A 25,282-nucleotide genomic window follows, 5' to 3' on the forward strand; every position below is an offset into this window, starting at 1 on the left:
TTCCTACTCCGGGTCTCGGACCTTTATGAGTTGCTTGCCGTGGTTGGCCCCGGTGAACAGCCGCAAGAACGTGGTAGGGATGTTCTCGAAGCCCTCCTGGATGTCGGTCTGGAAGGCGATCTCTCCTTCGGCTACCCACTGGCCCAGGTCGGCGGTGGCGGCGGGCACGCGGTCCATGTGGTCGAACATCACGAAGCCCTGAAGGGTGAGCCGCTTCTCGATGATCTCGAACATGTTGGACGGGCCCGGTCGGCGCAGGCCCTGGTTGTAAGTGGAGATGGCGCCGCACACCGCGACGCGGCCCCCCATGTTCATGTGGCCCATGACGGTCTCCAGCATGTCGCCGCCCACATTGTCGAAGTACACGTCCACGCCGTCGGGGCAGGACTCCGCGATGCGGTCGTCCACGTTTTCGTTCTTGTAGTCGATGGCGGCGTCGAGGCGGGCTTCTTCCAGGAGCCAGCGGCACTTGTCGGCCCCGCCGGCGATGCCCACCGAGCGGCAGCCCTTGATGCGGGCGATCTGGGCGGCCACCGATCCGGTGGCTCCGGCGGCTCCCGATGTCAGCACCGTCTTGCCTGGTTGGGGGCGGCCGATGTCGAGCAGGCCGATGTAAGCGGTGAGTCCGGTGCCTCCCATCGGTCCCAGCATCACCGGGATGGGGGTGTCCGGCGGCACCACCCTGGTCTGCTCACCCACCACCTCGTAGTCCTGCCAGCTCATCATGCCGCTGACCAGGTCGCCCTCGCTCAGCGCTGGGGTGTTGGACTCGACCACCTGGAAGACCCCGGGCCCCACCATGGGCTGGCCTAGCGGTGCGGGGGGCATGTAGGTGATGAAGTCTTCCAGCCAGGTGCGCATTGCGGGCTCGAAGCTGAGGTAGCACAGCCGGGCCAGCGCTTGGCCGTCGCCCGGCTCTGGAATCTCGGTCTCCCGGTACTCGAAGTTGTCCACGCTGACCGGTCCGTCGGGCCGCACGGCGTAGATCCACTGGCGGTTCATTCCGCCAAACTACTCCGACCGAAGGTCGTGGCCCCTCAGCGGGCGGGGCGCACTCGCAGCATCATGGTGGCCATCAGGCGGTCGCCCTTGCCCAGGTCTCTGATTTCGGCCACCACCCAGCCCGACGCAGGGTCGCCCATCCAGCGGCAGGTGCTGTACACCGGGCCGATCTTGCCGCCCAGCAGATAGCGGATGTCCATGTCGGCCACGGTGTGGGGGGTGCCGAATTCATGTTCGGCCAGGGTCTCGGCGCCAACCTCGCCCACCAGGGTGACCATGGCGCCCTGCATGATGCCGGCGGGGTTGAGCAGTTGCGGGGTGAGTTCGGCCTCCACGTGGCCGACGGCGGGATCAACCACCTCGATGCCAGCGAGCTCGGCCAGCGGCTGGTCGATGTCGGGCAGGCCGGTGAGGTCGGGCCGGGGAGGATCGTGGATGTGCTTGGCCGGGTCGCCGGGTCGCTGGTGGAAGCGCCCGAAGCCGATCTGGGCATAGCCCACCTCGGTGCCGTCGGGGGTGGTGAAGCGGCACTCGCAGGTGAGGGTGCTGGCCCCGGCCCGCAGCACGTCGGCGTACACGTCGATGTGGTCGGGCAGAGGCGCGGCGGTGGTGCGGAGCTGGAAGTCGGTGGTGAAGTGCCAGCACTCCGGGTCTTCCTTCTCTCCGATCATCCCGCCGGTGATGTCGGCGATCAGCATGAGCACCGATGGCCTCACTTGGCCTCCGTGGCATTGCTCGTCGAACACCCGCAATTGGCCGTAGCCGGGCTGGGAGTTGGGGTCGCAGTAGATGCCGAGCTGGGCTACCAGCGTGAAGGTGGGCGTATTGGAAGCGGGGCCGTTCATTGCGCCCTAGTTCTAGACGGTGGCGCTCTCCAGCACCGTGTTCTTGAAGAAGTCGGGGCGGGCTTCGGAGAAGAAGCGGTGGGCGTTGCCGAAGGTGAAGGCTCGGAACTGGTCTTCGTTGAGCCAGCCGTGTTCTACCTGCTCCCACACCTCGGGCATGACCTCGGCCATGTCGGGGACATCCCAATGGCCCACGTCAGAGGAGAAAATGGCGTTGAGGGTGGCCCCTTCGGGCAGGGCGCCGTCGAACGCCAGCCGCACCAAGGGGTCGTCGGCCTCGCAGCCGAACCAGTAGGAGCGGTCGATCTGCTCGAGGATGTCATGGGGGCCGGTGATGCCCGCGGCCTCGAAGTCATGGACCACTTGATCGCTGCTAATGCCCTTCTGCATCATCTTGCCGAAGCCGGCGGTCAAGTCGATGGGGTCGTTGGCCTGGGCCAGGAGGGTGTCGAAATACTCGGACTCGAACAGCTCGGGGTCGTAGGCCTTGAGGCCCTCGGGGCCGCGCTTTTCCCAGTGGCTGAGAAGGTCGCACACCATCTGGGCGCCCCAGGTGACCCCGCCTTCGAGGAAGCCGAGGCGAAGGTCGGGGAAGCGGTGGGTGACCCCGCCGAAGAAGATCGACTTGGCGGTGGCCTCGCTGGCCGAGCCGAAATTGCCCATGTGGTTGTAGGTGAAGTTGGAGATGGACCGTCGTCCGTCCCAGCCCATCGACCCGGAGTGGAGGCTGGCGGGGGTTTGCAGCTCCACTAACCGCTGCCAGAGGGGGTCGTAGTCGTAGGCCGAATCGAGGCCCAGGGAGTCGATCCAGGTGGCCATCTCGCCTCCGGCGGGCACTTGGCGGGGCACGAAGCCGCCGATCATCACGGCCTTGAAGCCCAACTCGGTGACGGCGTAGTCGAGCTGTTCGATGGCCTCGCTGGGGGTGTGGGTGGGGATGGCGGCCACCGGGGTCAGGCGGTCTTGCAGCCCTTGGTAGCTGTCGGCCAGATAGCGGTTGAGGGCCCGGCAGAGCTTGTTGCGCACATCGTCGTCTTTGTAGGCGGGGAAGTTGAGCCCGATGCTGGGGTAGCACACAGCGAAGTCCATGCCCAGCTCCTCGAGGCGGTCGTGGAACAGAGCGGGGGACACCGCGGTGGCGAAGTCGCGGGTGTTGGCCAGCGGCAGCGCCCACCACGGCCCGCGGAAGCTGCGTCGGGCCAGCCGCTCATCGGGCGACAGGCCACTCCAATTGGGCTCCCCGTTGAACGAACAGTTGGCCATCTGGGCATAGAGCCCGCCCTCGAGCCCCTCGTCGAGGCAGTACTGGTGAAGGGCCGGATAGTGCTCGAACACGTGACCATCGGCGTCGATAACCGGATGGCCGAGGTCGGCTCGAATTTCTGCGGCGGTCTTCTGGCTGCTCATGGCAGAGACGCTACCTACTAGTTTTGTCGATGTCTCAGCGACACCCGATTGAGAAGGTTCCAACTATGAGCACTGTCACCCCCGTTCGTCCCTGCATCTCGGCCGACTCGCACGTTACCGAGCCCGACAACACCTACATCGACTACATCGATCCGAAGTTCCGGGATCGGGCGCCCAGGGTGGACTGGGCCGACGACATGGGCGTGTTCATGTCCATCGACAACGGCCGCAACCGCATGCCCTTCGGCATGATTGCCGCCGCGGGCAAGAGCTGGCACGAGATCAGCATCAACAGCGGCACCCGCTGGGAGGATCTGCACCCCGGCGGCTACGACCCGGTGGCCCGCCTCGGAGAACAAGACCGGGACGGGGTGGTGGCCGAGGTGATCTACCCATCGGTGGGCATGACCATCTGCAACCATCCCGACGCCGACTACAAGAAGGCCTGCTTCGATGCCTACAACCGCTGGATCGCCGAATTCAACTCCCACGCCCCCGAGCGGCTCATCGGTTTGGGCCAGACCGCGGTGCGGTCGGTGGACGAGGCCATCGCCGACCTGGAGGCCATGGCCGATCTCGGGCTCAAAGGGGTCATGCTGCCCGGCTACCCCGCCTCTGGGATCGACTACGACCACCCCGATTACGACGCCTTCTGGGAGGCGTCGGTGTCGATGGGGATTCCGCTGTCGTTCCACATCCTCACCTCGGGCAACGACCATCCCATGGCCGCCCAGTTCCGGGGGCCGAAGATCAACTCTTTCCTGGGGATCATCCGGGGCAACCAGGACATCATCGGCACGCTGATCTTCGGCGGCGTGTTCGAGCGCCATCCCGACCTGCGGGTGGTGTGCGTGGAGGCCGACGCCGGCTGGGCCCCGCATTGGATGTACCGGGCCGACCACGCCTACAACCGGCACCGCAACTGGCTCGAGAGTGCTGAGCTGTCCAAGAAGCCCAGCGAGTACTTCGCAGAGAACGTGTACCTCACCTTCCAGGACGACTGGGTGGCGTTCAAGCTGCTCGACCTGATGAACACCGACCGGGTGATGTGGGCCAACGACCACCCCCACTCCGACGCCACCTGGCCTTGGTCCCAAGAGATGCTCACCGAGCAAACCACCCACATGACCGACCACCAACTAGACCGAGTCCTCCGCGACAACTGCGCCGAGCTGTACGGGTTGACGGTGTAGAAGAGGCGGCTAACCCGCCAGATACGACCAAGTGGAGCATTGCCTCCAGAGAGTGATGTTGTAGGAAAGTTGTAGGAAAGTTGTAGGAAAGTTGTAGCATCTCCCTCGTGGGAGACGTACTTTCATCATTTCCGGGTCAGTTGCAGGGTGTGCTTGATTCCACTGTGGCACGCCTGAGGGCTGCCGGGACTGACTTGCAGTCGGTGGAAGTCAAAAGGGCGTCTGGCGGGTTCCCGCGTTCAGCGTTGGATTCGGTGTGTGCCTTTGCCAATGCCCGGGGTGGGCTGTTGATCCTTGGCCTGACCGATGGAGATTTCGAGCCGGTCCCTGTGGATGCAGCAAAGCTAGCTGCCGATCTTGCCTCGTCGTGCTCGACCGACCTCGATCCACCTATTCGGCCAGAAATCGACATCGTCCTCTTGGAGGGCAGGCCAGTGGTGGTTGCTCAGATTGACGCCTTGGAGCACCAAAGACGGCCCTGCTTTCTCCGGCGGGACGGGATGGAACGCGGCGCCTATCTCCGTACCCACGATGGCGACCGGCGCATGAACTCTTATGAAGTCCACATCATGGTTTCGGGCCGGGGACAGCCCGACGACGACATGGTTGCGGTCGAGAAGGCTCATCTTGGCGACCTCGACTCAGAACTGACAGAAGCTCTGCTTCGGCGGCTGCGGGAGCGTCGAGGTCTCGCCTTCCAGCGGGTTGACGACGGCGAAGTGCTTCACATGCTTGGCGCGTTGACCGCACCGAGGGCTGACGCCGAGGTAACTCTGGCTGGCCTGCTCGCTCTTGGGCGATATCCGCAACAGTTCTTTCCCCAACTGGGTGCTTCCTTCGTTTCGATGCCTACAACTAGCGGCGAGCCGACTTCGGACGGGACCCGATTTCTTGACAACCGGCCACTGGACGGACCGATTCCCGCCATAGTGTCGGGTGCGCTGGATGCCCTGCGCCAAAACATGCGAAGACGTTCCGTCATCATCGGGGCAGGACGGGTCGATGTCTGGGATTATCCGGTAGAGGCGGTCCGGGAAATCGTGGCCAACGCCCTCACTCACCGTGACTACCACCCAACGGCCCACGGCAGTCAGGTTCGAGTCGCCCTTTATCCAGACCGACTCGAAGTCTCCAACATTGGCGGACTGCATGGCCCGAACGCTGGTCAGACTGACGTCGAAGAACTCATAAGCCGGGGCATCACCGCGACGCGAAATGCTCGGCTGGCAAAGTTGCTCGAAGACGTTGTGATCCCCGACTCCGGCCGTCCGGTATGTGAGAACCGGGGGTCGGGACTGCGCGCCGCAGTCGCGGTCCTCAGGCAGGCAGGCATGCCCCCCCTGGCCATATTTGATGACACGTCAGAGTTGCGTGTCGTCATCTACAACCGTCGAACTTCTGATGACGACGAGGGCTCAGTGCCCAGTGACCCGGTTCCCCCATTGGCTCTCGAGCTAACAGGGCGCGAGAGCGAGATCGTCCAGCTGCTGTTCAATGGGCCGCGCCGATCCAGCGAACTAGCCCGGGACATGGGCATTTCCCAGCAAGCAGTATTGAAATGGCTAAAGGTCCTGTCTGACCGAGGCATGGTGAGCGCAACTGAGCCAAACCCTCGCACTCGGAAAAACCGCTGGCGACTCATTTCGCAATAATTCTCATCTGGGCGTCGGCAATTGTGGGATTTTGGGTCCGGCAGATGTTGGATTAGGGCTGGCTCAAGAACGCCGGGTTGTGGTCGACGGCACCCCCCATCGATGCTGATGGGGCGTTCAGCGTCTTGGCCGATGGCATTCGCAATGCGGTTTGGCAGGAGTGGGAAGCGTCAGCGAATCGTCAGTATTGGATGGCTCTGAGGGCTTGCCAGACCCGTTCGGGGGTGCAGGGCATGTCTATGTGGGTGACGCCGAGGGGGGAGAGGGCGTCGATGATGGCGTTCTGGACGGCGGGGGGTGCGGCGATGGCGCCGCTTTCGGCCACTCCTTTGGCGCCGAGGGGGTTGCGGTCGGTGGGGGTCCCTAGGAAGTGGGTCTCTACTGCGGGGACATCGCTGGCTGCCGGGACCAAGTAATCGGCCAGGCTGACGGTGAGCGGGTTGGCATCGGCGTCGTAGCGCATCTCCTCGAACAGGGCGACTCCGATGCCTTGCACGGCGCCGCCCTGGACCTGGCCCGATGCCTGGACTTCGTTGAGCAGCCGGCCGCAGTCGGTGACGGCGACGTGGCGGATCAGGTCTACCGCGCCGGTCTCGGTGTCCACTTCGACCACGGCGATGTGGGTGCCGCCGGGGAAGGTGGGCTGGGCTTGGTTGAAGGCGGCATCGACTTTGGTTCCGGCCAGGTCGGCCAGCGGGATTCCCGGTGTGGGAGTGCCGCGAACGCCCAGGGTGGCGTCGGGTCGGAGCTCGATGTCGGCGGGGGCTGCTTCGATCCGCTCGGCGGCTAGTTCAGTGAGCCTGTCGCGCAAACTGGTGGCTACCTCCACTGCTGAGCTGCCGGCCAGCGACGCTGATCGGGAGCCGAAGCTGCCCAGCGCTGATCGGAAGCGGCCGGTGTCGGGGGTGGGTGCTGTGATTGCGGCAGAGTCCAGGCCCAGGGTGTCGGCAGCCAGACGGGTGATGACGGACTGCATTCCCTGGCCTATGGGGGCCACTCCGGCGTCGATCTCGATGCGGCCGTCGTCGGTCACCCGGGCCGAGGCGGGTTGGCAGGGTTCGTGGCGACCGGTGAAGTCGGCCCAGCAGCTGATGCCGATGCCGAGCAGTCGGGTGTCTCCCGAGTCTCGGCGGGCGGCTTGGTCTGTTCGAAGTCGCTGGTAGCCGACGAGCTCGAGGGCCTGCTCCAGGGCACCGAGATGGTCGGCTTCGTCCATCACCAGTTCGCCGGGGGTTTGGCGGGGGAAGTCTTGAGTGCGGAGGAGGTTGCGGCGGCGAACCTCGGCGGGGTCCAAATCCAGAGCCCGGGCCAGTTCGTCCATGGCCCGCTCCAGCAGGCCGATGGCCTCGGCCCGGCCTGGCCCTCGGTATGGCCCGGTGGGAACTGTGTTGGTCATTACCGCCGAAGCGGAAACCGCAGCCTGGTCGATTCGGTACGGGCCGGGGATGAGCCGCTGGGTTTGCAGGGGCTCGAAGGCGCCCATTCCCGCGTAGCCGCCCACGTCGGCGGATACCTCGGCCTCCAGCGCGGTGACGGTGCCGTGTTGGTCGGCGGCCAGGGTAAGGCGCTGGTCTTGGTCGCGGGCTTGCATCGACAGCAGGTTCTCGGGGCGGGTCTGGACGAAGCGCATCGGGCAATTCAGCCGCAGGGCCAACTGGGCAGCCACGGCAAACAGGCCGTTCTCACCCCAGCACTTGCCACCGAAACCGCCTCCAATGGGGGGAACCACCACGCTGATCTGGTCGTCGGCCAGGGCCAAGGTGTTGGCTAGCTCTTCGTGGGTGAGGGCGGGCATCTGGGAGTTGATGTGGATCACCGCCCGGTCGCCGTCGGGGACCACTAGGCCGGCTATCCCTTCTATGGGGGAGCACGCCACCCTGGGGTAGTGCTGGGAAACGGTGACGGTCACGTCGGCGTGGTCGAGGGCGGCTCGGATAGAGGCCGGATTGCCGGACGGAACGGCGAGCACGGTGTTGGAACCGTGCTGGGCGTGTACCAGCGGGGCGTCTTCGCCGGCGGCGGTGGACAGATTGGGGACTGGGGGCAGGGGCTGGTATTCCACTTCCACCAGCTCGCAGGCGTCACCCGCGATCGCCTCGTTTGCCGCAACCACCGCGGCCACCGCCTCTCCGACGTAGGCCACCGATCCCTGGGCCAGCGGGGGTCGGCTGATTTCGACAGGGGTGACCCCCTCCACGCTCGGCTGGGTGATCAGATCGAGATCATCGGCGGTGAGCACTCCGACCACGCCGTCGAGGGCTTCGGCCGCCGATTTGTCGATACCGGCAATGGCCGCTCGGGCCACCGGTGACCGCACGAAACCCAGCCACAGCGCACCCTCGGCCCTTAGGTCGGCGCCGAATCGGGCTTGGCCGGTAAGCAGGTCGAAATCCTCGACCCGCCCCGTCCACAAATCCACTACAGGGCTTCTTCGATGACGGTGCCCTTGAAGAAGTCGGAGTTGGTGCCTCCCCATAGCGACATCGGATGCTCGAAGGTGAACGCCCGGAAGTCGGCCTCGTCGAGGATGCCGTCGTCCACCAGTTCGTAGGCCTCGGGCAGCACCTCGCGCACGTCGGGCACGTCCCAATGGCCCACGTCAGAGGCGAAGATGCCCTTCACTACCTGGCCCCCGGGGGTCACCGACCGGTTGAATCCGATGGCAGTCATGGGGTCGTCGGCCTCGCAGCCGAAGTGGAAGCGGTCCCAGATGGCGAAGATGTCTTCGAGGGAGTCCACCCCGCTGAGGGCGAACTCATCAATTGTGGCTGGGTCTTCGTCGGGCTCGCTGAGCATGTGCAGCGCTTCTTTGAGCTGATCCCGATGGCTGTTGGCCGCCGGGGTGCCGTAGGCGTCGAACAGCCGGCCCAACTCGTCCATATCCACCGCGGCGGGGTCGTAGTGGCCAATGGCGTCGCGGTTGCGCTTCTCCCAGTGGCCGATCACATCCGACAGCAGGTTCACCCCCCAGGCCACGCCCCCCTCCAGGAAGGCCCAGCGCAGATCGGGGAAGCGATTGGCCACTCCGCCCATGAACACCGACCGGCACAGGGCCTCGCCGGCGGCGGCGAAGTTGCCCAGGTGGTTGTACACGTAGTTGGTCTCGGAGGTGCGACTGCCCCAGCCCATGCCCGCGGAGTGGAAGGTGGGTGACACGCCGAGCTCGGTACACCGCCGCCATACCGGGTCGTAGTCGCAGGGGGAGTCCATACCCAGGGTGTCCATGCGGCGGGCATGGCGGTGGCTGGTGTTCTCCGGGTCCACCGGGCGGGGCACCAGGCCGGTCAGCATCACCGGGCGCATGCCCAGCTCGCCCACCGCGAAGTCCAGTTCGGCGATGGCCTCATCGGGGGTGAACATGGGGATGATGGCCACCGGCATGAGGCGGTCGGAGTAGGGCTCATAGGCCTGGTGGAAGTAGAGGTTGAACGCCCTGGCCGCCCCGAGGCGAAGATCCTCGTCTTCTAGGCCCATGCAGGTCAGCCCGTAGGTGGGATAGAGCACGGCCAGGTCGATGCCGATCTCGTCCAGCCGCTCATACAGCAGCTTGGGCAAAAGGGCGGTGGCCCGGTCGAGGGTGTTGCGGGCGGGTAATCCCCACCACGCCGAGCGCATCATCCCGGCGGCTCGGCGCTGCTCCAAGCTCAGCTCGATGGACTTCCGGGCGCCGTACTCGACGACCTTGAATTTGTCCACCAACTCGGGACCGCCGACGGTGGCCATGATGTCGTGAACCTCGGGCAAGAACTCGATGATGTGGCCGTCGGAGTCGATGATGGGGTGGTCGATGGCGTCGCGGATGCGCCGCACCTCGGCGCTGGGCTCAAAGCTCATGGGGGACAGACTACGACCCCGGTTGTGGCCGAAGTCAGGCGTACACTTCGGAATCATGCGGGGAATCATCAGCTTCGGGGGCTATGTGCCGTATCGGCGCTTGGACCGCTCGGCCATCGCCGCGGTGATGGGCCGAGGCGGCGGGCGGGGCACCCGATCGGTGGCCTCTTACGATGAGGACACCACCACCATGGGCGTGGAAGCGGCTCGCTTGGCCCTGCGGCCGAGCGGGGTTGAGCCTCGGGCACTGTGGTTCGCCACTGCCGATCCCGCATATTTGGAGAAGACCAACGCCACCGCCATCCATGCTGCGCTGCGGTTGGACTCTTCGACGGGTGCGCTGGACTTCGGGGGCGCGGTGCGCTCGGGAATCGGGGCATTGCGGACTGCGCTGGAATCGGGCGGGCCAACGCTGGTGGTGGCTGCCGACATCCAGGGCGGGCTGCCCACGGGCGCCGATGAGGCCAACGGGGGCGACGGTGCGGCTGCGTTCTTGGTGGGCGGCGAGGGCGACGGGCCGGTGGTGGCCGAGTTGCTGGGGACGGCGTCGGCCACCGAGGAGTTTGTGGACCGCTGGCGCCAGCCCGGCTCTGCCAGCACCGGCCAGTGGGAGGAGCGCTTCGGCGAGACCCGCTACGGCCCGCTGGCTGCCCAGGCATGGAAAGAGGCGCTGGGTACTGCTGGCCTCGGCGCTGACGATGTGGATGTGGCGGTGGTAGCAGGCGCCCACGGCCGGGCGGTCAAGCGGGTTTCCGGGCAGCTTGGCGTGGCTCGGGTGGCCGATAACTTGGCCGCGGTGGTGGGCAATACCGGCACCGCCCATCCGGGATTGGTGCTGGCCAACGAACTGGAGCAGGCCGAACCGGGCCAGACCATCGCGGTGGTGATGCTGGCCGACGGGGTGGAGGTGCTGATCCTGCGGACCACTGAGGCGCTAGCTGCTTATGCGCCAGCCCTCCGGGTGGGCGATCAGGTCGTCAACGGCGCCGAAGTGGGCTACGCCACGTTCTTGCAGTGGCGGGAGATGATCCAGGTACAGCCCCCCAATCGGCCCGAGCCCACCCGGCCGTCGTCTTCGGCGGCGGCCAGGGCCCAGGATTGGAAGTACGGCTTTGTGGGCAGCCGGGGCACCGAGAGCGGGACGCTGCACTTGCCGCCGGCCCGGGTGTCCATCCGGCCCGAGGACGAACTGGACGAAATGTCTCCTGCGCCGATGGCCGACGTCGGGGCCACGGTGGTGACCTTCACCATCGACCGGCTGGTGTACTCGGTGAGCCCGCCGGTGGTGTTCGCGGTGGTGGACTTCGACGGCGGCGGCCGACTGCCGGTGGAGTTGACCGACGTGGACCCCGATTCGGTTCGCATCGGCCAGCGGGTGGAGATGACCTTCCGCCGGTTGTATGAGGCCGAGGGGATCATCAACTATTTCTGGAAGGCCCGCCCGGCGAGGTCTTCATCAGGGCAATAGGAGGCGTCTGATGGCCAGTCATGGCATCAAAGACCAGGTGGCGATCATCGGAATGGGATGTACCCAGTTCCGGGAGCACTGGGACAAGGGAACCGACGACCTGCTGATCGACGCTTCCTCTGCCGCGTTCGCCTCCGCGGGAGTGGCCAAAGACGACGTGGACGCCTTCTGGCTGGGCACGGCCTCCAGCGGGATGAGCGGGCTGACGCTGAGCCAGCCGCTCAAGCTGGAGGGCAAGCCGGTCACCCGGGTGGAGAACTTCTGCGCCACCGGCTCCGAGGCCCTGCGCCAGGCGTCTTATGCGGTGGCCAGCGGGGCCTACGACATGGCCATGGCCATCGGGGTGGAGAAGATCAAAGACTCCGGCTACCAGGGGCTGAACGCCCCGCCCGCGCCCCACGACGGCACCAAGCGGAACCTGACGGCAGCGGCCATGTACAGCCTGGTGCTGCCGGCCTATGCCGCCCGCTACGGGGTGGACGAGGACGAACTGCGGATGGTGGTGGCCAAGATCGCCGAGAAGAACCACCGCAACGGGGCACTCAACCCGCTGGCCCAGTTCCGCCGGGAGATGCCGGCCGAGAAGATCTGCGAGATGGCCTCGGTGGCCGGGCGGCTGTCGGTGTTCGACTGCTCTGGCGTGGCCGACGGCTCGGCCGCGGCCATCGTGGTGCGGGCCGAAGATGCCCACCTGTACTGCGACGACCCCCTGTACATCAAGGCGCTCTCATTTGTGTCGGGCACCGGGGGCGGGCTGATCGACCCCGACTACGACTACACCACCTTCCCCGAGTGCGACATGGCCGGGGCCGACGCCTACCGCCAAGCCGGCATCGACGACCCCCGCTCAGCGCTGGCCATGGCCGAGGTCCACGACTGCTTCACCCCCACCGAGATGGTGCTCATGGAAGACCTGGGGTTCTGCGAGCGGGGCACCGCCTGGAAAGAGGTGCTGGCCGGCACCTTCGAGCGCAACGGCGACATGCCCATCAACACCGACGGCGGCCTCAAGGCATTCGGCCACCCGGTAGGCGCCTCCGGCCTGCGCATGCACTACGAGTGCTGGCTCCAACTCCGGGGCCAAGCCGGCGACGACCGCCAAATCGACCTGTCCACCCGCAACCTCGGCCTAGTCCACAACCTCGGCGGCTACCCCGGCGAAATGGTCTCCTTCGTCTCCATCCTCGGCCCCGAATTGGGCTAAAGGTCTTTTCGCAGACCTAACAAGCGATGGGTTGGAACTCTGGACCGGACAGCGGCTCATAGTTTTCCGGCCAGGGAGCGATCAGCCGGCAGATGAGGCGCATGTAGGCAGGCACGTCGGGGGGATTCACATGCTCGGCAGTCACTTCGATGTCGTGGTCGCTAGTGAGACCTCGGAGTTCGTGAACTGTATCTAACAAGTAGTTAGGCATCCATCCCACCGGCTCATCATTTCGCGTGTTGATCAGGATGGCTCGAGGGTTCTTTGAGTTGCCACGTTCATCCACGAGGGCCAGACGGTCACCTGGCAGCAGCCCGGCAACTGCATCCGAAGCCCCATCGCGGTGTCGAACTCCACGAGCGAAGAACAAGGCGGTGAGGTTGCCGCTCTCGGTGCGGCGAGGCGGAGCAAACACTTCGATGCGGTCGGTCATCTTCCGGCCCTCATTGCGGGCCATGACTTCGAAGGGGTCGGTCTCCACGTCGAGGCCCAGAGTCTCGACGTACTCTTCGTAGTCCGGACGCTGGCGAGGCATTTGCCGCTTTCGGAACACTGGGAACAACTCTTCGTCCTCGTAGGTCTTATGCAGATCGGGCAAGCCCGGCAGCAGTGGGAAGCCGTCCAGCGCTTCTGCGTGCTTCAGATACACGAATTCGAATACTTGGGACTCATCAGAGACGCGCTGAGTAAGCAGGCCAACGGGGTGGGTCAATCCATCTGGGTGGCGCCAAGTCACGAATAGGTGTTGTTCAGTCATGTAATTCCACCCTATCGAAGGGTGTGACGCTTCGAACGAGACCATCGTAGTGCGGGCTCATGATGACAATCGGGACCAATTGCGCCGTAGCATCCGTTCCGCGAACACTTTGGATACCGCTGACATGCGATGTTCGGGGATCGCCCAGATTGGAGCGATTAGATCGTCGACTCGCTGGATGCGGTCAAGCCAATTTTCGATCGCGGGCCGCCCGCCGAATTCTGAAGCTTGTTCAACCACTTCGATGGGATGGGGTTTACCGGCAAACCGGGTTCTAGCACGGTCGGCCCAACCCTCGGGCGTGTAGTTGCGATGCCGCAGGGATGCCAAGGACCTCAGAAACTCCATAGGCAATGCGCTCCGCCCAGTCATCGCCTTTGCGATATCTGGGGCTGCCGTGTGGTTCGTTGACCGTCGCGTACTTCATCAGCCAGTGCTCTTGGGTGTTGGGATTCATGAGCCAGCGCTTGGGCTTCGTGCCTAATTCCTCTCTGCCCGACCGAGGCCAAATGCTGACATCGAGTTCTGCGTACTCGGTGGCTCGCGGTGTCGTGGCCTCGTCCATCGACACGAAGGGTACCCAGGGGCTATGACAATGGTGCGTATGACTTAGCGGGGCCATACTTGGGGGCAGCGGGGGTGGTCGACGGGGGTGCCTTCGGTGACTTCGGCGTGATGGGGTTTTAGGGGGGTGCCGCGCTTGAAGCGGTAGACGGTGCCGTCGCCGCAGTAGCGCACTGAGATGGCTCGGCGCCACTGGTCGGTGACGTTGGCGTGGGCGCCGTGGAGGGTCATGGCGTGGTGGACCGCCACGTCGCCGGGCTCCATGTCGAAGCAGAGCAGGTGATCGGAGTCGTCCCGGTCGTAGTGGGGGACGTCCTCGCCGTCGGTATCGGGCATGGATAGCTGGCTCACGAACCAGTTGGGCCGGAAGTTGCGCTCCCAGCGGTGCGAGCCTTTCACGTAGACAGTGGCCCCGGTTTCCTTGGAGATGGGGTCGAGCGGGCACCAGGTGGTGCATACCCTGTCGCCCTCCAGTTGGAAATAGGCCATGTCCTGGTGGATGGAGGTGGGCTCTTCGGTATGGGGCTCTTTGACCAGCACGCTGTCCTCGTAGAACCACAGCTCCCGGCTCCGCATCAGCTCGGCGGCCAGCTGGGGCAGCGGCGACCGAGTGGCGAAGCGCTCGAAGTCGGGGTCGTCCCACCAGTGGTCGGTGCCGCCATGGAATTGGCCGCGGGGAGCACCTGATTTGGCCGCGGCGGGATCGTTGAGCACGGTGCCGCCGCTTGGGGGTACCACCATGGCGCCCATTTCGGTCATGTTGTTCATTTCCTCGGACCCCAAAGCCCGGTCTACGGGCTTGGCCATGGAGGCCAGGGTCTCGTCGGACAGCACCCCTCGGACTACCACCACGCCGTCGCGCCAGAAGGCTTCGATCTCTTGGTCGGTTACCAGGCTCATGGCGCTAGATCCTTACATTTGCTCTAGTTCAGCGGGCATGCCCAGGTGGACCAGGCTCTCGACGGTGGAGCCCTGGGGCGTCCAGTCGGTGGTGTTCATGGCTTGGGCCATGCCCTGGGCAACCGACTCCATGGTCAGGTCGATCTCCTGGGCGGGGGAGGCGGCGTACACGATTCGGGCGAACTGGCCGCCGCCGACAGTGAAGGCCTCGCCGGTCACCGTGCATTGATCGCTCACCAAATGGGCCACCACGGGGGCTGCCTTCTCGGCGCCGAAATGGGTGCGCAGGTGCGACTTGAACGGCGACTCGGGCAGGCCCTCGGTCAGCCGGGAGATGGCCGCGGGCAACAACAGGTTGGCGGTGATGTTGTGGGCCTGGCCGAAGATGGCCTCGGTGCGGGTGAAGCCGAACAGGCCCGACTTGGTGGCCGCGTAGGAAGCGGTGGGGTTGCCGAAGCAAGCGGGGGAACCGGTGTTGACGATGCGCCCGTAACCCCGCTCCACCATGTGGGGCCAGGTCGCCTTGGCGGTGTTCAGGCACCCCAGCAACGTCACCCCCACATGGCGGTGCATGTCGTCGGCGTCGATGTCGGGAAAGAACGAAGCGCTGGCGAAGCCGGCGTTGTTGATGAGGATGTCCACCCGGCCCCAGGCCTCGATGGCGGCTGACACCATCGCCTGGGCGGTGGCCGGATCGGCGACGTCGCCATTGTTGGCGATGGCCTCGCCGCCGGCGTCACGGAGCCGCTGGGCGGCCTGCTCGGCGATATCGGGATCGATGCCCTGCTCCACCAAGCCCAGGGTGCCGTTGCCGAAGTCGTTGACCACGATCTTGGCCCCCCGCTCCGCCAGATAGCAGGCGTGGGCGAATCCGAGGCCGATCCTGTCTCCGGCGCCGGTTACCAGGGCCACTCGATCTTGAAACTCACTGGCCATTGCCGATCACGCTCCGTTCAGGCGGGGGGCGAGGATTTCAAGGGTCTCGAGGCTGGGGCGGGCTTTGTTCACCGGGTCGAGCGGCTGGATGCAGACGTGGGTGGCGCCGGCCTCGTGGTGCTGCCGCACCCGCTCGACGAGGGCGTCTTCGTTGCCCCAGGCCACCACGGCGTCGACCACCTCGTCGCTCCCGCCGTCGTCCAGCTCGCTCTCCTCGAACCCGCACCGCATGAGGTTGTTCCGATAGTTGGGCATGTGCAGCGGTCCGACCATGGCGGCTCGGGCCCGCTCCCGGGCTTGCCGCGGGTCGGTTTCCAGCATCACCTTCTGCTCGGGGCAGATCCAGGAGTCGGGGCCCATGATCTCCCGAGACCGCCGGGAGTTCTCCGGTGGGGCAAAGTAGGGGTGGGCGCCCATAGTTCGTTCGGCGGCCAGCTTCAACATGAGCGGGCCGAGGGCGGCCAGCACCATGGGCGGCTCACCGTCGAGCTCCGGTCCCCACCACATGGCGCTCTCCATCTTTTCGAGGTACTCCCGCATCGACGGGATCGGCGCGGGGTAGGGCTTTTGCTGCATCCGCTCCACCGGCGCTTGGTGGGACACCCCCAGACCGAGCAGGAAGCGGCCCCCCGACTGATCGTGCAGTTCCTTCTGGGCGCAGGAGGTGGCTTGGGCCTCGCGCAGGTGGATGTTTACCACTCCGGTGGCCAGCACCAGCGTGGAGGTGTGGTTGAGCAGCAGGGAGGCGTGGGCGAATGGGTCGCGCCCGAAGGCGTCGGGGATCCACAGGGCGCCGTAGCCCAATTCCTCGACACGCTGGGCGAACTCGATGGCCTCGCCGGCCGAGAAGCTGTCGGTGCGGGTCCAGACGCCGACTTGTCCTATGTCCATGCTCATGGCGTCAACGTAGCGGCCCGCCCACGGCTGCGAGATGGTCAGGCGACGACGTCGTCGTCGTGGAGGCGGGCGATCTCGGTGGACGACAGGCCGAGCACGTCGGCCAACACCTCATCTGTGTGCTGGCCCAGTCGGGGAGCAGGGCCGGGGTCGGCAAGACTCTCAGCAGGGAAGCGCAGGGGCGGGCCCGGGGTGAGATATCCCCCGGTCTCGGGGTGCTCAACCTCGGAGAACAGAGGGTTGTCTGTAGAACACCTTGGGTCTTCGGCCACCAGATCAAGCATCGACTGGTAGCGCCCCCAGCACACCCCTTGGGCATCTAGCGCGACGGAAGCCTCGGCCAGGGTGTGGGCTGCACACCACTGCGCCACCAGCGGGTTGAGACGGTCCAGCGCCAGGTAGCGATCCCCGTCGACCCGGGTGAAGTCCAGCCCGGTCTCGGACTCCAGCGCGGCCACCTCCTCGGCGATCCCGCAGGCCGCCACAATGCCCTGCCACTGGCGGGCGCTGACCGCCACGAGCTGGACGCGCTCGCCGTCGGCCAGCTCGAAATCCCGTCCGAAAGCGCCGTATATGTCGTTGCCGATCCGGGGCCGCTGGGTTCCCAAGAGCTGGGCCTCGGCCACATGGCCCAGCATGGACACCGCGGCCAAGGCCACATCGGACAGGGCCAGGTTCACCAAGCTCCCCTGCCCAGTGCGGGTCCGCTGGCGCTCCGCAGCCAATACGCCCAGCGCAGCGGTCTGTCCGCAGATGATGTCCCAGGCGGGAAGCACGTGGTTGACGGTGCCGTCGTCGCCGGTGAGCCAGGGGTAGCCCATGGCGCAGTTGACCGTGTAGTCCACCGCGGTGGAGCCATCGTGGTTGCCGGTGATGCCCACCATGATTAGGTCGTCGCGGCGCTGGCGGAGGCTGTCGTACGAGAGCCACCCGACGGCGGGGAAGTTGGTGGTGAAGATGCCGGCGTCGGGGCCGGGAGCGGTGGCCAGGGCGGTGATCAGCTCCCGACCCTCGGGGGAGCGGAGATCGGCCTGGATCGACCGCTTGCCCTTGTTCAGTCCCTGCCAATACAGCGACTGGCCGTCCGGGGTGAGCGGCCAGCGGCGGTAATCGATGCCCCCGCCGATGGCGTCGAATCGGATCACGTCAGCGCCATGTTGGGCCAGAGTCATCCCCCCCGAAGGACAGGCCACGAAGGCCGAACCCTCCACCACCCGCATTCCTGACAGCACGCCGCTCATGGTTCGCTGGACCTCAATCGGTCAGCAAGGGCACCACCTCGGTGCCGAAGCGGGCGACCTGGTCCAGGTATTCGGGCAGGTCGCGGGCTCGCAAGAACAAGAACAGCACCGAGATGCCCAACCCGAGGGCGTAGCGCAGCGACTCGGCGATCTGGTCGGGAGAGCCGCTGAGATGCGGCCATCCCGGCGCGAACAGCCCGTCGGGGGGTTTGCCGACGTGGATGCTCTCGGCTATCCACCCGAAGTCCACTTCGTCGAGGTCGCGGCCCACGGCATCAGCATGGGCCCTCATGTAGTCGAGTTGCTCGGCGATGGCCTCCCGAGGGGTGCCTTGGGGAATCCAGCCGTCGCCCCGCTCCACCACCCGGCGAAGGGCCGGACGGCTGCTGCCCCCGATCCAGATGGGGATGGCACTCTGCGCCGCGGCGGGGCCAACCCCCACGTCATTGAAGTCGTAGAACTCCCCGCTGAACTGGCAGAACCCGCCCGCCGCACCGATGGCCACTCGCACCGCGTCGATGGCCTCGTTGGTCATGCGGCCTCGGTCGGCAAAGCTCAACCCCAGGGCCTCAAACTCGGCTTCCACGTGGCCGGCGCCCACTCCCATCACCGCCCGACCGCCGGTGAGGTGATCGAGGGTGGCGAATGAATTAGCGGTGGTCAGCGGATGGCGATAGGGGAGGATGTACACCTCCGAGAGCAGGCGGATGGTGCTGGTGGCCGCCCCCAAATAGCCGAGCGTGGCAATCGGGTCGTACCAGGTGGTGGACATGTGGGCGGCGTAGTCGTTGTCGGGGATGGCGATGTGATCGCACACCCCGACGAATCCCAGCCCCGAGGCTTCGGCGGTTTGGGCCACGGCCACCAGGTCGCCAACGGTGGCGTCGGCTTCCCACGGCTGCCGGATCCTCTCATTGAGGGTTTGGATCGGAAGCTGGATCCCGCAGAGCACCTCACCGTCGGCAGTTATGCGCGCCATGGGGTCATTGTGACTGGTTGAGGCCGAGGCTGTCGAAGAGGAAGGCCCGTTGGAGGAGCAGGAGGTTCTCGGCCACCTGTTCTTGGGGGGTCATGTGGGTGACGCCGGGCAGGGGCAGCACCTGGTGGGGGCGGCCGGCTTCGAACAGGGCTTGGGACAACCGGAGGGTGTGGGCCGCGAACACGTTGTCGTCGGCCAGGCCGCAGATCAACAGCAGGGGGCGGGTGAGGTGGTCGGCCAGCTCCAGCAGGCTGGTGCAGGTGTACGCCTCGGGGTTGTGGTCGGGGTGGCCCAGGTAGCGCTCGGTGTAGTGGGTGTCGTAGAGCCGCCAGTCGGTGACCGGCGCGCCGGCGATGGCGGCGTGGAACCGGTCGGGCCGGGCCAGCACGGCCAGCGCGGCCAGGTAGCCCCCGAACGACCAGCCCCTCACCGCCACCCGGCCCAGGTCCAAGCGGGGGTGCATCTCGGCCAGCGCGTCGAGGGCGTCGATCTGGTCTTCCAGCACCGGGTGGGCCAGATCGCCGGCCACCGCCCGCTCCCAGGCCGGACCGCGGGCCGGCGTGCCCCGGCCGTCGGTGATGACCACGGCAAATCCCTGGTCGGCGATCCACTGCGACACCAGAAACGGCGACCGGGCTTTGAGCACCCGCTGGGCATGGGGGCCGCCGTAGGGGTCCAGCAGCACCGGCAACGGCTCGCCGCTGGCGCTGGTGTCGTCTGACGGGTACAGCACCGCGGTCCGCAGCTCCCGACGGCTGGCGACGGAGAACTGGGGCGACGGTGAGAGGGATGGGGTGCTGGCTGAAGAGGCGATGGGGATGCGCCCAGTGGGGGTGACCACTTCCACGGAGGCATCTCGGTCGGTGCCTGCTGGCCGCACAATCACTGTGGTGCCGCCCCCGGCAGCGGCGCTGTGAACGCCGGGATTATCAGTGAGCCGGTCCAGTTCGCCTTCGGCGTCGAGCTGCCACACATGGACATCGGTGGGGTCTTCGGACGCGGTGAACACCACCCGGTGCTCACTGGAGGCCACCACGGCGCGGACTTGCAGGGTCTCGGGGGTGGCCGCATTGCCGTCGATCACCAGACATCGGGCAGTGTCCCGGTCTTCCGCGGTCACCAGCCGCTCACCCGTCCATGTGGGAGTTCCGGGCACCAGCTCCACCCAGTGAGAGTCGTTTTGGCGGGCCAGTTCTGTTGTCGCCCCGGTGTGGGGGTCGACTTCCAGGATCAGCACCGTGCGCTGGTCACGGCTCTGAACGGTGATGACGGGGTTTGTCCGCGGCGCCCAGCTAGCACGGGCCAAGTACTCGTAGGCATCTCGATCCCATGACACGTCCACCCGGTTGCCGTCGAGCCCGATGATGGCCAAAGACACCTCGGCGTTGACCGTGCCCGCGGCGGGGTAGGCCATGGGTACGGGCGACGCGGCCGGATCGTCCGGGGATGCGATGTACCAGGTGGGCACGGCGGCGGTATCCACCCGGGCCACCAGCAGTCTCTGGCTGTCGGGAGCCCACCAGAATCCACGGCTGCGGCCCATCTCCTCAGCGGCGATGAATTCAGCCGATCCCCAGCTCACGGTGTCGTCCGGCTCGTCGATCACCAGTCGGTCGATGCCTTCGGCCACAGCGTCCACCACTCGCAAGCCGGTGCCGGAGACGTACGCCACTCGCTGCCCGTCGGGCGAGGGGCGGGGATCGAACGCGCCTGGCTCAGTGGGCAGCGAAATGACGATGTCGGTGGTGATGTCGGCCAGAAACACCTGTCCGTCCAAGGTGAAGGCGATCTTGGACAGGCTGGGGTCGCCGGCGTAGGCCACGATCCCCCTGCCGCTCTCTCGGGCCCGTTCTCGGCGAGCCCGCTCAGCCGGGGGAAGGTTCTCATCACCGGGGCCGGCCAGCATCTGAGTGGGATTGGCCACGAGTTGCTCGGTTTCGGTGGCGGTTTCTATGACCCAGAGCTGGTTCACGGGATCGTCGCCCGAGGCGCTCCGCAGGAAGGCCACCCGGCTGCCATCGTCGGAAACGGAGAAACTGCGGGGTGCCCCTAGGGTGAAGCCCCGGGTGCGGGCGTGCTGGCGGGGAAACGACTCGGTCATAGGGCGCCGAATGAATCTAGGTCGGCAGCCGCCGCGGCGGTGCGCTCCACAAGGGGGAGGGAGGTGGACTTGGGCATCATCACGCCCACTGCGGCGGTGACCAGCATGGCCTCGAACGCGTAGACGGTGTTGCGGCGATAGGCCAGCCAAGCCTGGTCGGAGGTGGGTGCGTTGGGCCCGAGCCGGTGCAGATAGTCGGCCAAAAGGTCTTTCTCGGCACTCCGGCGGGTCTCCGGGTCCAGTGATGTGGCCAACAGATAGGCCACGTCGCGAGCCCACGGCCCGGCCCGGCACAGCTGCCAGTCGATGAGTCCGGGACGCCCGTCAGCGGTAGTGAACTGATTCCCGGGATGGCAGTCGTTGTGGATCAGCGTGGCCGGTCCGGCAGCCATGGCGGCGTGGGCGGCTCGGCGATTGCGGGCATAGCTAGAAATGGGCTTGTGCAGGTCCTTGGGGACGGCGGTTCCCACTCGCATCAGGCCCAGACGGCACAGCGAGGGGCTGAGCAGTGCCCCCAGCACAAGCTCCCGGCGGGGGTTGCGAGCCAGCCAAGGGTGCGATTCAGTGCGCCCCCACCACTGGCGGTGCATGTCGGCCAGCGCGGCCAAGAGCGACTGAGCGGCGTCAGCGCTCAAGGTGTCGGTGGGCCACCGCAGGGTTGCCCCCGAGTCGGCCAAGTCCTCCAGCACCAAGCAGAAGCTCAGCGGAGTATGTCGGGCTGCGTGGCACTGCGGGGTGGTTATTGGCACTTGATCCCGCAGTTCGGTGTAGAACCCCACTTCTGCCCGGCTCAACCGGGGAACAGCCACAAATGCCCGGGCCACCGGGGAGCGAGACGGGCGCTTGATGAACACCGCCAGGCTGTCGCCATCGGCCAGCCGCAGACGAGCTCGGGTCCGGCAGGTGGTGCCCGATTGATCGCCTAAGACTTCGATCCCGGCAACCGGCCGCCCGAGCAGCCTGGCGATGCGCTTCCTCAGGTCTTCCTCCAGACGGTGCCGCCGGGGGTGTCCTCAATCACGATCCCCTCGTCGGCGAGCTGATCGCGGATGCGGTCGGCAGTGGCGAAGTCCTTGGCCGCTCGGGCCTCGTCCCGCTTAGCTAGCAGTTCCTCCACCCTTTCGGTTAGGGCATCGTCGCCGTCTTGGTCGTCCCCGACCAGATCCAACCCCAGTGCGCCGGCCAGATCGCCCACTGTTACCTGGGCGATTGCCGCCCGGCTGGTGTCTCCGGCGTCCAACGCGGCATTGCCTTCCCGGACCAAGTCGAACACCACGGCCAGCGCGGCGGGGGTGCCGAAGTCGTCGTCCATGGCCGCGGTGAACCGGGCCACCGCATCGGCATCTGCAATTGCCGTCTGATCCAGGTCGGCGGCCACCGCTCGACGGCGCCAAGCCCGAAGCCGGTCTAGCGCACCGGTGGCACCGGCTAGGGCGTCGTCGCTCAACTCCATGACCGTGCGGTAGTGGGTTTGCAGCATAAGCAGCCGCAGCACTTGCGGCTCGCAGTTGTCGAGCAATTCGGACAGCGTGGTGAAGTTGCCCAGCGACTTGGCCATCTTCTCGCCGTTCACGTTGAGCATTGCCCCGTGGATCCAATGGCGGGCGAAGCCCAACTCGGCGCCCTCGGCTTCGGCCACCTCGTTCTGGTGATGGGGGAAGGCCAGATCGTCGCCCCCGCCGTGAATGTCGAAGGTGTCGCCCAGCAAGTCAATCGCCATGGCCACGCACTCGATGTGCCAGCCCGGCCGGCCCGGCCCCCACGGGGAGTCCCACACCGGCTCGCCCGGTTTGGCCGCCTTCCAGAGGGCGAAGTCCAGGGGGTCGGTTTTATCGACGTCCACTTCCACGCGGGCACCAGCACCTTCCCGCAACTCCTCCAGGGTGCGCCCGATCAGTTGGCCGTAGCGGTTGTGGGCGGCCACAGAGAAGTACACCCCTTTGCCCTCGATGGGATAGGCCGCCCCCCGGTCCACGAGGTCCCCGATGAAGTCGAGCATCTCCTCGACATATTCGGTGGCGTGGGGCCGGTGATCGGGATGGGCAATGCCGAACCGGTCCATCTGGTCGATGTAGACCTGCTTGTAGCGGGCCGCTAGCTCAGGTTCAGTGGTTCCGGTCTCAAATGCTCGGTTGATGATGTTGTCGTCGATATCGGTGATGTTGGAGACGAACGTGACCTCGAAGCCCCGCCACTGGAGGTAGCGGCGGATCATGTCGAAAGTGAGGGCAGTGCGGGCGTGGCCTACGTGGGGATCGTCGTAAACAGTGGGGCCGCACACATACATCGACACCTGGCCGTCGACCAGCGGCTCGAACGGCACGATCTGCCGTAGCCGAGTGTCGTAGAACGAGACCACGCCCGAAGATTAGTGAGAGCCCTGGCTGGGGCTGCCATCAGATAGGCGGAGCCAACGGGGTTACAGTCATCCGGTGATGCAACAAGCAGCCGTTGATCCGGCGGTGATGCGCCGGGCCTGGCTGGTGTTGATAGTGGTCAGCCTGGCCAGCTTCCAGACGGCAATGTCGCTGTCGATCATCTTCGTGGTCTATGCCGACCTGAAGGAGTCCTTCCCCGCGGCCAGCGAGGCCGAGCTGTCGTGGGTCATCAACTCATTCACCATCGTCGGCGCGGCCACCCTGGTGATGGGCGGGGTGCTGGGAGAGCGGTGGGGACGGCGGCGCACCCTGATGGCCGGCATCGCGGTGTTCACGCTGGCCTCGGCGGCCGCGGCGCTCGCCCCCGGTATCGGGCTGCTTATCGGCGCCCGGGCGCTCCAGGGGATCGGGACTTCGCTGAGTCTGCCCATGGGGGCGGCCATTGTGATCGACGCCTTCCCGCTCTCCCGCCGGGGAACCGGCGTTGGAGCGTGGTCGGCCAACGGTGCGGTGGCGGCGGCCATGGGGCCCTCGGTGGGGGCCCTGCTGGTGCATGTGGGCGATTGGCGGTGGGCATTCTGGCTGAATGTGCCGTTCGGCGTGATCGCTTTGATATTCATCGGCAAGGTCATCGAGGAGCGCCGCAGCGAGCAAACCCCGGAGATGCCCGACCGGCTGGGCGCGTTGATGGTTTTGGCCGGCGTAGGGGCGATGGTGTTCGCGCTGGTGCAGAGCCGGGAGTGGTCTTGGGCTGACCCGTGGGTGTTGGCCGCCCTGGTCGGGGGGCCGCTGGTGCTTGCGCTGCTGGGGTGGCGGTCGAAGCGCCACCGGTTGCCGGTGATCGATCCCGGCTTGTTTCGATTTAGGAGCTTTCGCTTGGGGAACTACGGGATGCTGGTGTTCTCGATCGCCTTCTTCGGGCACCAGTTGGTGGGGATCAACTACCTCACCAATGTCTGGGAGCTGTCCATCATTGAGGCTGGATTGCTGCTGACCCCGGTGTTCGTGTTCACCGGCCTGCTGTCGGCGCTGTCGGGCCGGTGGGCCGACCGGTGGGGGCCGGCAAGATTCGTGGTTGCCGGGAGTCTGATGTGGACGGGGGGCATGGTGTGGCAGTGGGTGACGCTGAGTGGGCGGGAGGACGTTGATGCGTGGGTGCTGAGTGTGACGCTGGCGGGAATTGGATCGGGCTTGGTTTGGGGGTCGCTGTTCGCCGTGATGGTGGCCGACCTGCCCAGTGACTTCCTGGCCTCCGGCTCCAGCGTGGCCCAGACCATGATGCGGGTGGGCAACGCATTCGGCGTGGCCATCGCCGTGACCATTGTCGGCGCCACCCTGGCGGCGGGCCAGGTTGGAAACCTGGGCACCAGCTACATCATGTTGGCTGCGGGTGGCGCGGTAACAGCCGCACTGGGGTTGCGCTGCGCCCGCCAGGGGGGCGTGCCGCCGGGCGCGGTGCAATAAAGTCACGGGGATGAGCACTGCTGTCAAAGGACTGGTCGCCTACTCGCATGTGAATATCTGTGTGACCGATGTAGAGGCCGCCGATGCCTTCTACATCGAGAAGTTGGGGCTGGAGAAGCTCCCCCGCCCCGACTTCGGCGGGTTCCAAGGGTCCTGGCTGCGCATGGGTCCTTCGCAGCTCCATTTGAGCAAGGTGGACGAGATGCCGGATACCGCGGGGTCTATGTCCCACTTCGCCCTCTACATTCCTGCCGAGGAATTCGACTCCACCATGGCCGAGTTGGCCGAGCGGGGGGTGGAATTTGCCAACGAGCCGTCGAACCGGGAGGACTTCGGCGTTCCGGTGCGGTCGGCATTCGCCCGCGACCCCGACGGAAATCTCATCGAGTTCACCGACGTGGCCCTATTCGGCTGATGGGGGCTGGCCCCCGGAGGCATTGCGCCTAGGCACTTCAAGTCT

20 protein-coding genes are annotated in these 25,282 nt (G+C 66.1%); 6 read left to right on the forward strand and 14 right to left on the reverse strand.

Features of this window, described 5'->3' with window-relative positions:
- Window positions 1–3: 3 nt before the first annotated feature.
- The 3 genes from ACOGXA_RS00280 to ACOGXA_RS00290 are packed head-to-tail and all read right to left on the reverse strand — an operon-like array spanning window position 4 to window position 3,254.
- Window positions 4–1,002, reverse strand: coding sequence for an NADP-dependent oxidoreductase (locus ACOGXA_RS00280; protein ID WP_419925299.1), 999 nt, complete (start codon window positions 1,000–1,002; stop codon window positions 4–6).
- 35 nt (window positions 1,003–1,037) lie between these two features.
- On the reverse strand, window positions 1,038–1,847 hold the full coding sequence (locus tag ACOGXA_RS00285) for a hypothetical protein (protein ID WP_419925300.1): 810 nt from the start codon (window positions 1,845–1,847) through the stop codon (window positions 1,038–1,040).
- 12 nt (window positions 1,848–1,859) lie between these two features.
- On the reverse strand, window positions 1,860–3,254 hold the full coding sequence (locus ACOGXA_RS00290; protein WP_419925301.1) for an amidohydrolase family protein: 1,395 nt from the start codon (window positions 3,252–3,254) through the stop codon (window positions 1,860–1,862).
- Window positions 3,255–3,319: 65 nt separating this feature from the next.
- Here ACOGXA_RS00290 and ACOGXA_RS00295 point away from each other — a divergent pair, with 65 nt between their 5' ends.
- Window positions 3,320–4,447 (forward strand): amidohydrolase family protein, encoded by a 1,128-nt coding sequence (locus ACOGXA_RS00295; protein ID WP_419925302.1) that lies wholly within the window; start codon window positions 3,320–3,322, stop codon window positions 4,445–4,447.
- A 107-nt stretch (window positions 4,448–4,554) separates the two neighbouring features.
- A complete protein-coding gene (locus ACOGXA_RS00300; RefSeq protein ID WP_419925303.1) occupies window positions 4,555–6,099 on the forward strand; it encodes an RNA-binding domain-containing protein in 1,545 nt (514 codons plus the stop codon).
- A gap of 181 nt (window positions 6,100–6,280) precedes the next feature.
- On the opposite strand, the gene ACOGXA_RS00305 is transcribed toward ACOGXA_RS00300, so the two are convergent.
- Both ACOGXA_RS00305 and ACOGXA_RS00310 read right to left on the reverse strand, forming a co-directional pair.
- The gene (locus ACOGXA_RS00305; RefSeq protein ID WP_419925304.1) at window positions 6,281–8,518 is read right to left on the reverse strand and encodes a xanthine dehydrogenase family protein molybdopterin-binding subunit; all 2,238 of its coding nucleotides are present in this window, start codon (window positions 8,516–8,518) and stop codon (window positions 6,281–6,283) included.
- Window positions 8,518–9,933 carry an amidohydrolase family protein gene (locus ACOGXA_RS00310; protein WP_419925305.1) on the reverse strand — a complete coding sequence of 472 codons (1,416 nt, stop codon included), beginning with the start codon at window positions 9,931–9,933 and terminating at the stop codon, window positions 8,518–8,520. Before ACOGXA_RS00310 ends, ACOGXA_RS00305 begins: the two co-directional genes overlap by 1 nt.
- A gap of 55 nt (window positions 9,934–9,988) precedes the next feature.
- Here ACOGXA_RS00310 and ACOGXA_RS00315 point away from each other — a divergent pair, with 55 nt between their 5' ends.
- Both ACOGXA_RS00315 and ACOGXA_RS00320 read left to right on the forward strand, forming a co-directional pair.
- The gene (locus ACOGXA_RS00315; RefSeq protein WP_419925306.1) at window positions 9,989–11,401 is read left to right on the forward strand and encodes an OB-fold domain-containing protein; all 1,413 of its coding nucleotides are present in this window, start codon (window positions 9,989–9,991) and stop codon (window positions 11,399–11,401) included.
- 10 nt (window positions 11,402–11,411) lie between these two features.
- The gene (locus ACOGXA_RS00320) at window positions 11,412–12,605 is read left to right on the forward strand and encodes an acetyl-CoA acetyltransferase (protein ID WP_419925307.1); all 1,194 of its coding nucleotides are present in this window, start codon (window positions 11,412–11,414) and stop codon (window positions 12,603–12,605) included.
- Between the two features lie 16 nt (window positions 12,606–12,621).
- On the opposite strand, the gene ACOGXA_RS00325 is transcribed toward ACOGXA_RS00320, so the two are convergent.
- From ACOGXA_RS00325 to cysS, 9 genes are all read right to left on the reverse strand, one after another.
- On the reverse strand, window positions 12,622–13,362 hold the full coding sequence (locus tag ACOGXA_RS00325; RefSeq protein WP_419925308.1) for a hypothetical protein: 741 nt from the start codon (window positions 13,360–13,362) through the stop codon (window positions 12,622–12,624).
- A gap of 609 nt (window positions 13,363–13,971) precedes the next feature.
- A complete protein-coding gene (locus ACOGXA_RS00330) occupies window positions 13,972–14,826 on the reverse strand; it encodes a phytanoyl-CoA dioxygenase family protein (RefSeq protein ID WP_419925309.1) in 855 nt (284 codons plus the stop codon).
- A 12-nt stretch (window positions 14,827–14,838) separates the two neighbouring features.
- Window positions 14,839–15,762, reverse strand: a complete 924-nt coding sequence (locus ACOGXA_RS00335) for an SDR family NAD(P)-dependent oxidoreductase (RefSeq protein WP_419925310.1) — start codon at window positions 15,760–15,762, stop codon at window positions 14,839–14,841.
- Window positions 15,763–15,768: 6 nt separating this feature from the next.
- Window positions 15,769–16,659 carry a TIGR03620 family F420-dependent LLM class oxidoreductase gene (locus tag ACOGXA_RS00340; protein ID WP_419925311.1) on the reverse strand — a complete coding sequence of 297 codons (891 nt, stop codon included), beginning with the start codon at window positions 16,657–16,659 and terminating at the stop codon, window positions 15,769–15,771.
- Between the two features lie 38 nt (window positions 16,660–16,697).
- Entirely contained in the window at window positions 16,698–17,900 is a 1,203-nt protein-coding gene (locus ACOGXA_RS00345) for a CoA transferase (protein WP_419925312.1), read from the reverse strand.
- Between the two features lie 13 nt (window positions 17,901–17,913).
- The gene (locus ACOGXA_RS00350; RefSeq protein WP_419925313.1) at window positions 17,914–18,879 is read right to left on the reverse strand and encodes a TIGR03619 family F420-dependent LLM class oxidoreductase; all 966 of its coding nucleotides are present in this window, start codon (window positions 18,877–18,879) and stop codon (window positions 17,914–17,916) included.
- 4 nt (window positions 18,880–18,883) lie between these two features.
- Complete coding sequence (locus ACOGXA_RS00355; protein ID WP_419925314.1) at window positions 18,884–20,980, reverse strand: prolyl oligopeptidase family serine peptidase; 2,097 nt, start codon at window positions 20,978–20,980, stop codon at window positions 18,884–18,886.
- Complete coding sequence (locus ACOGXA_RS00360) at window positions 20,977–21,834, reverse strand: phosphotransferase (RefSeq protein WP_419925315.1); 858 nt, start codon at window positions 21,832–21,834, stop codon at window positions 20,977–20,979. Before ACOGXA_RS00360 ends, ACOGXA_RS00355 begins: the two co-directional genes overlap by 4 nt.
- A gap of 122 nt (window positions 21,835–21,956) precedes the next feature.
- Window positions 21,957–23,339, reverse strand: coding sequence for a cysteine--tRNA ligase (gene cysS, locus ACOGXA_RS00365; protein ID WP_419925316.1), 1,383 nt, complete (start codon window positions 23,337–23,339; stop codon window positions 21,957–21,959).
- A 76-nt stretch (window positions 23,340–23,415) separates the two neighbouring features.
- On the opposite strand from cysS, the gene ACOGXA_RS00370 reads away from it, so the two are divergent.
- Both ACOGXA_RS00370 and ACOGXA_RS00375 read left to right on the forward strand, forming a co-directional pair.
- Window positions 23,416–24,822, forward strand: coding sequence for an MFS transporter (locus tag ACOGXA_RS00370; protein ID WP_419925317.1), 1,407 nt, complete (start codon window positions 23,416–23,418; stop codon window positions 24,820–24,822).
- Window positions 24,823–24,832: 10 nt separating this feature from the next.
- A complete protein-coding gene (locus tag ACOGXA_RS00375) occupies window positions 24,833–25,237 on the forward strand; it encodes a VOC family protein (protein ID WP_419925318.1) in 405 nt (134 codons plus the stop codon).
- Window positions 25,238–25,282: the final 45 nt, after the last annotated feature.

It is taken from the genome of Candidatus Poriferisocius sp. (genome assembly GCF_965208475.1).
Classification (GTDB): Bacteria; Actinomycetota; Acidimicrobiia; order Acidimicrobiales; family Bin134; genus Poriferisocius.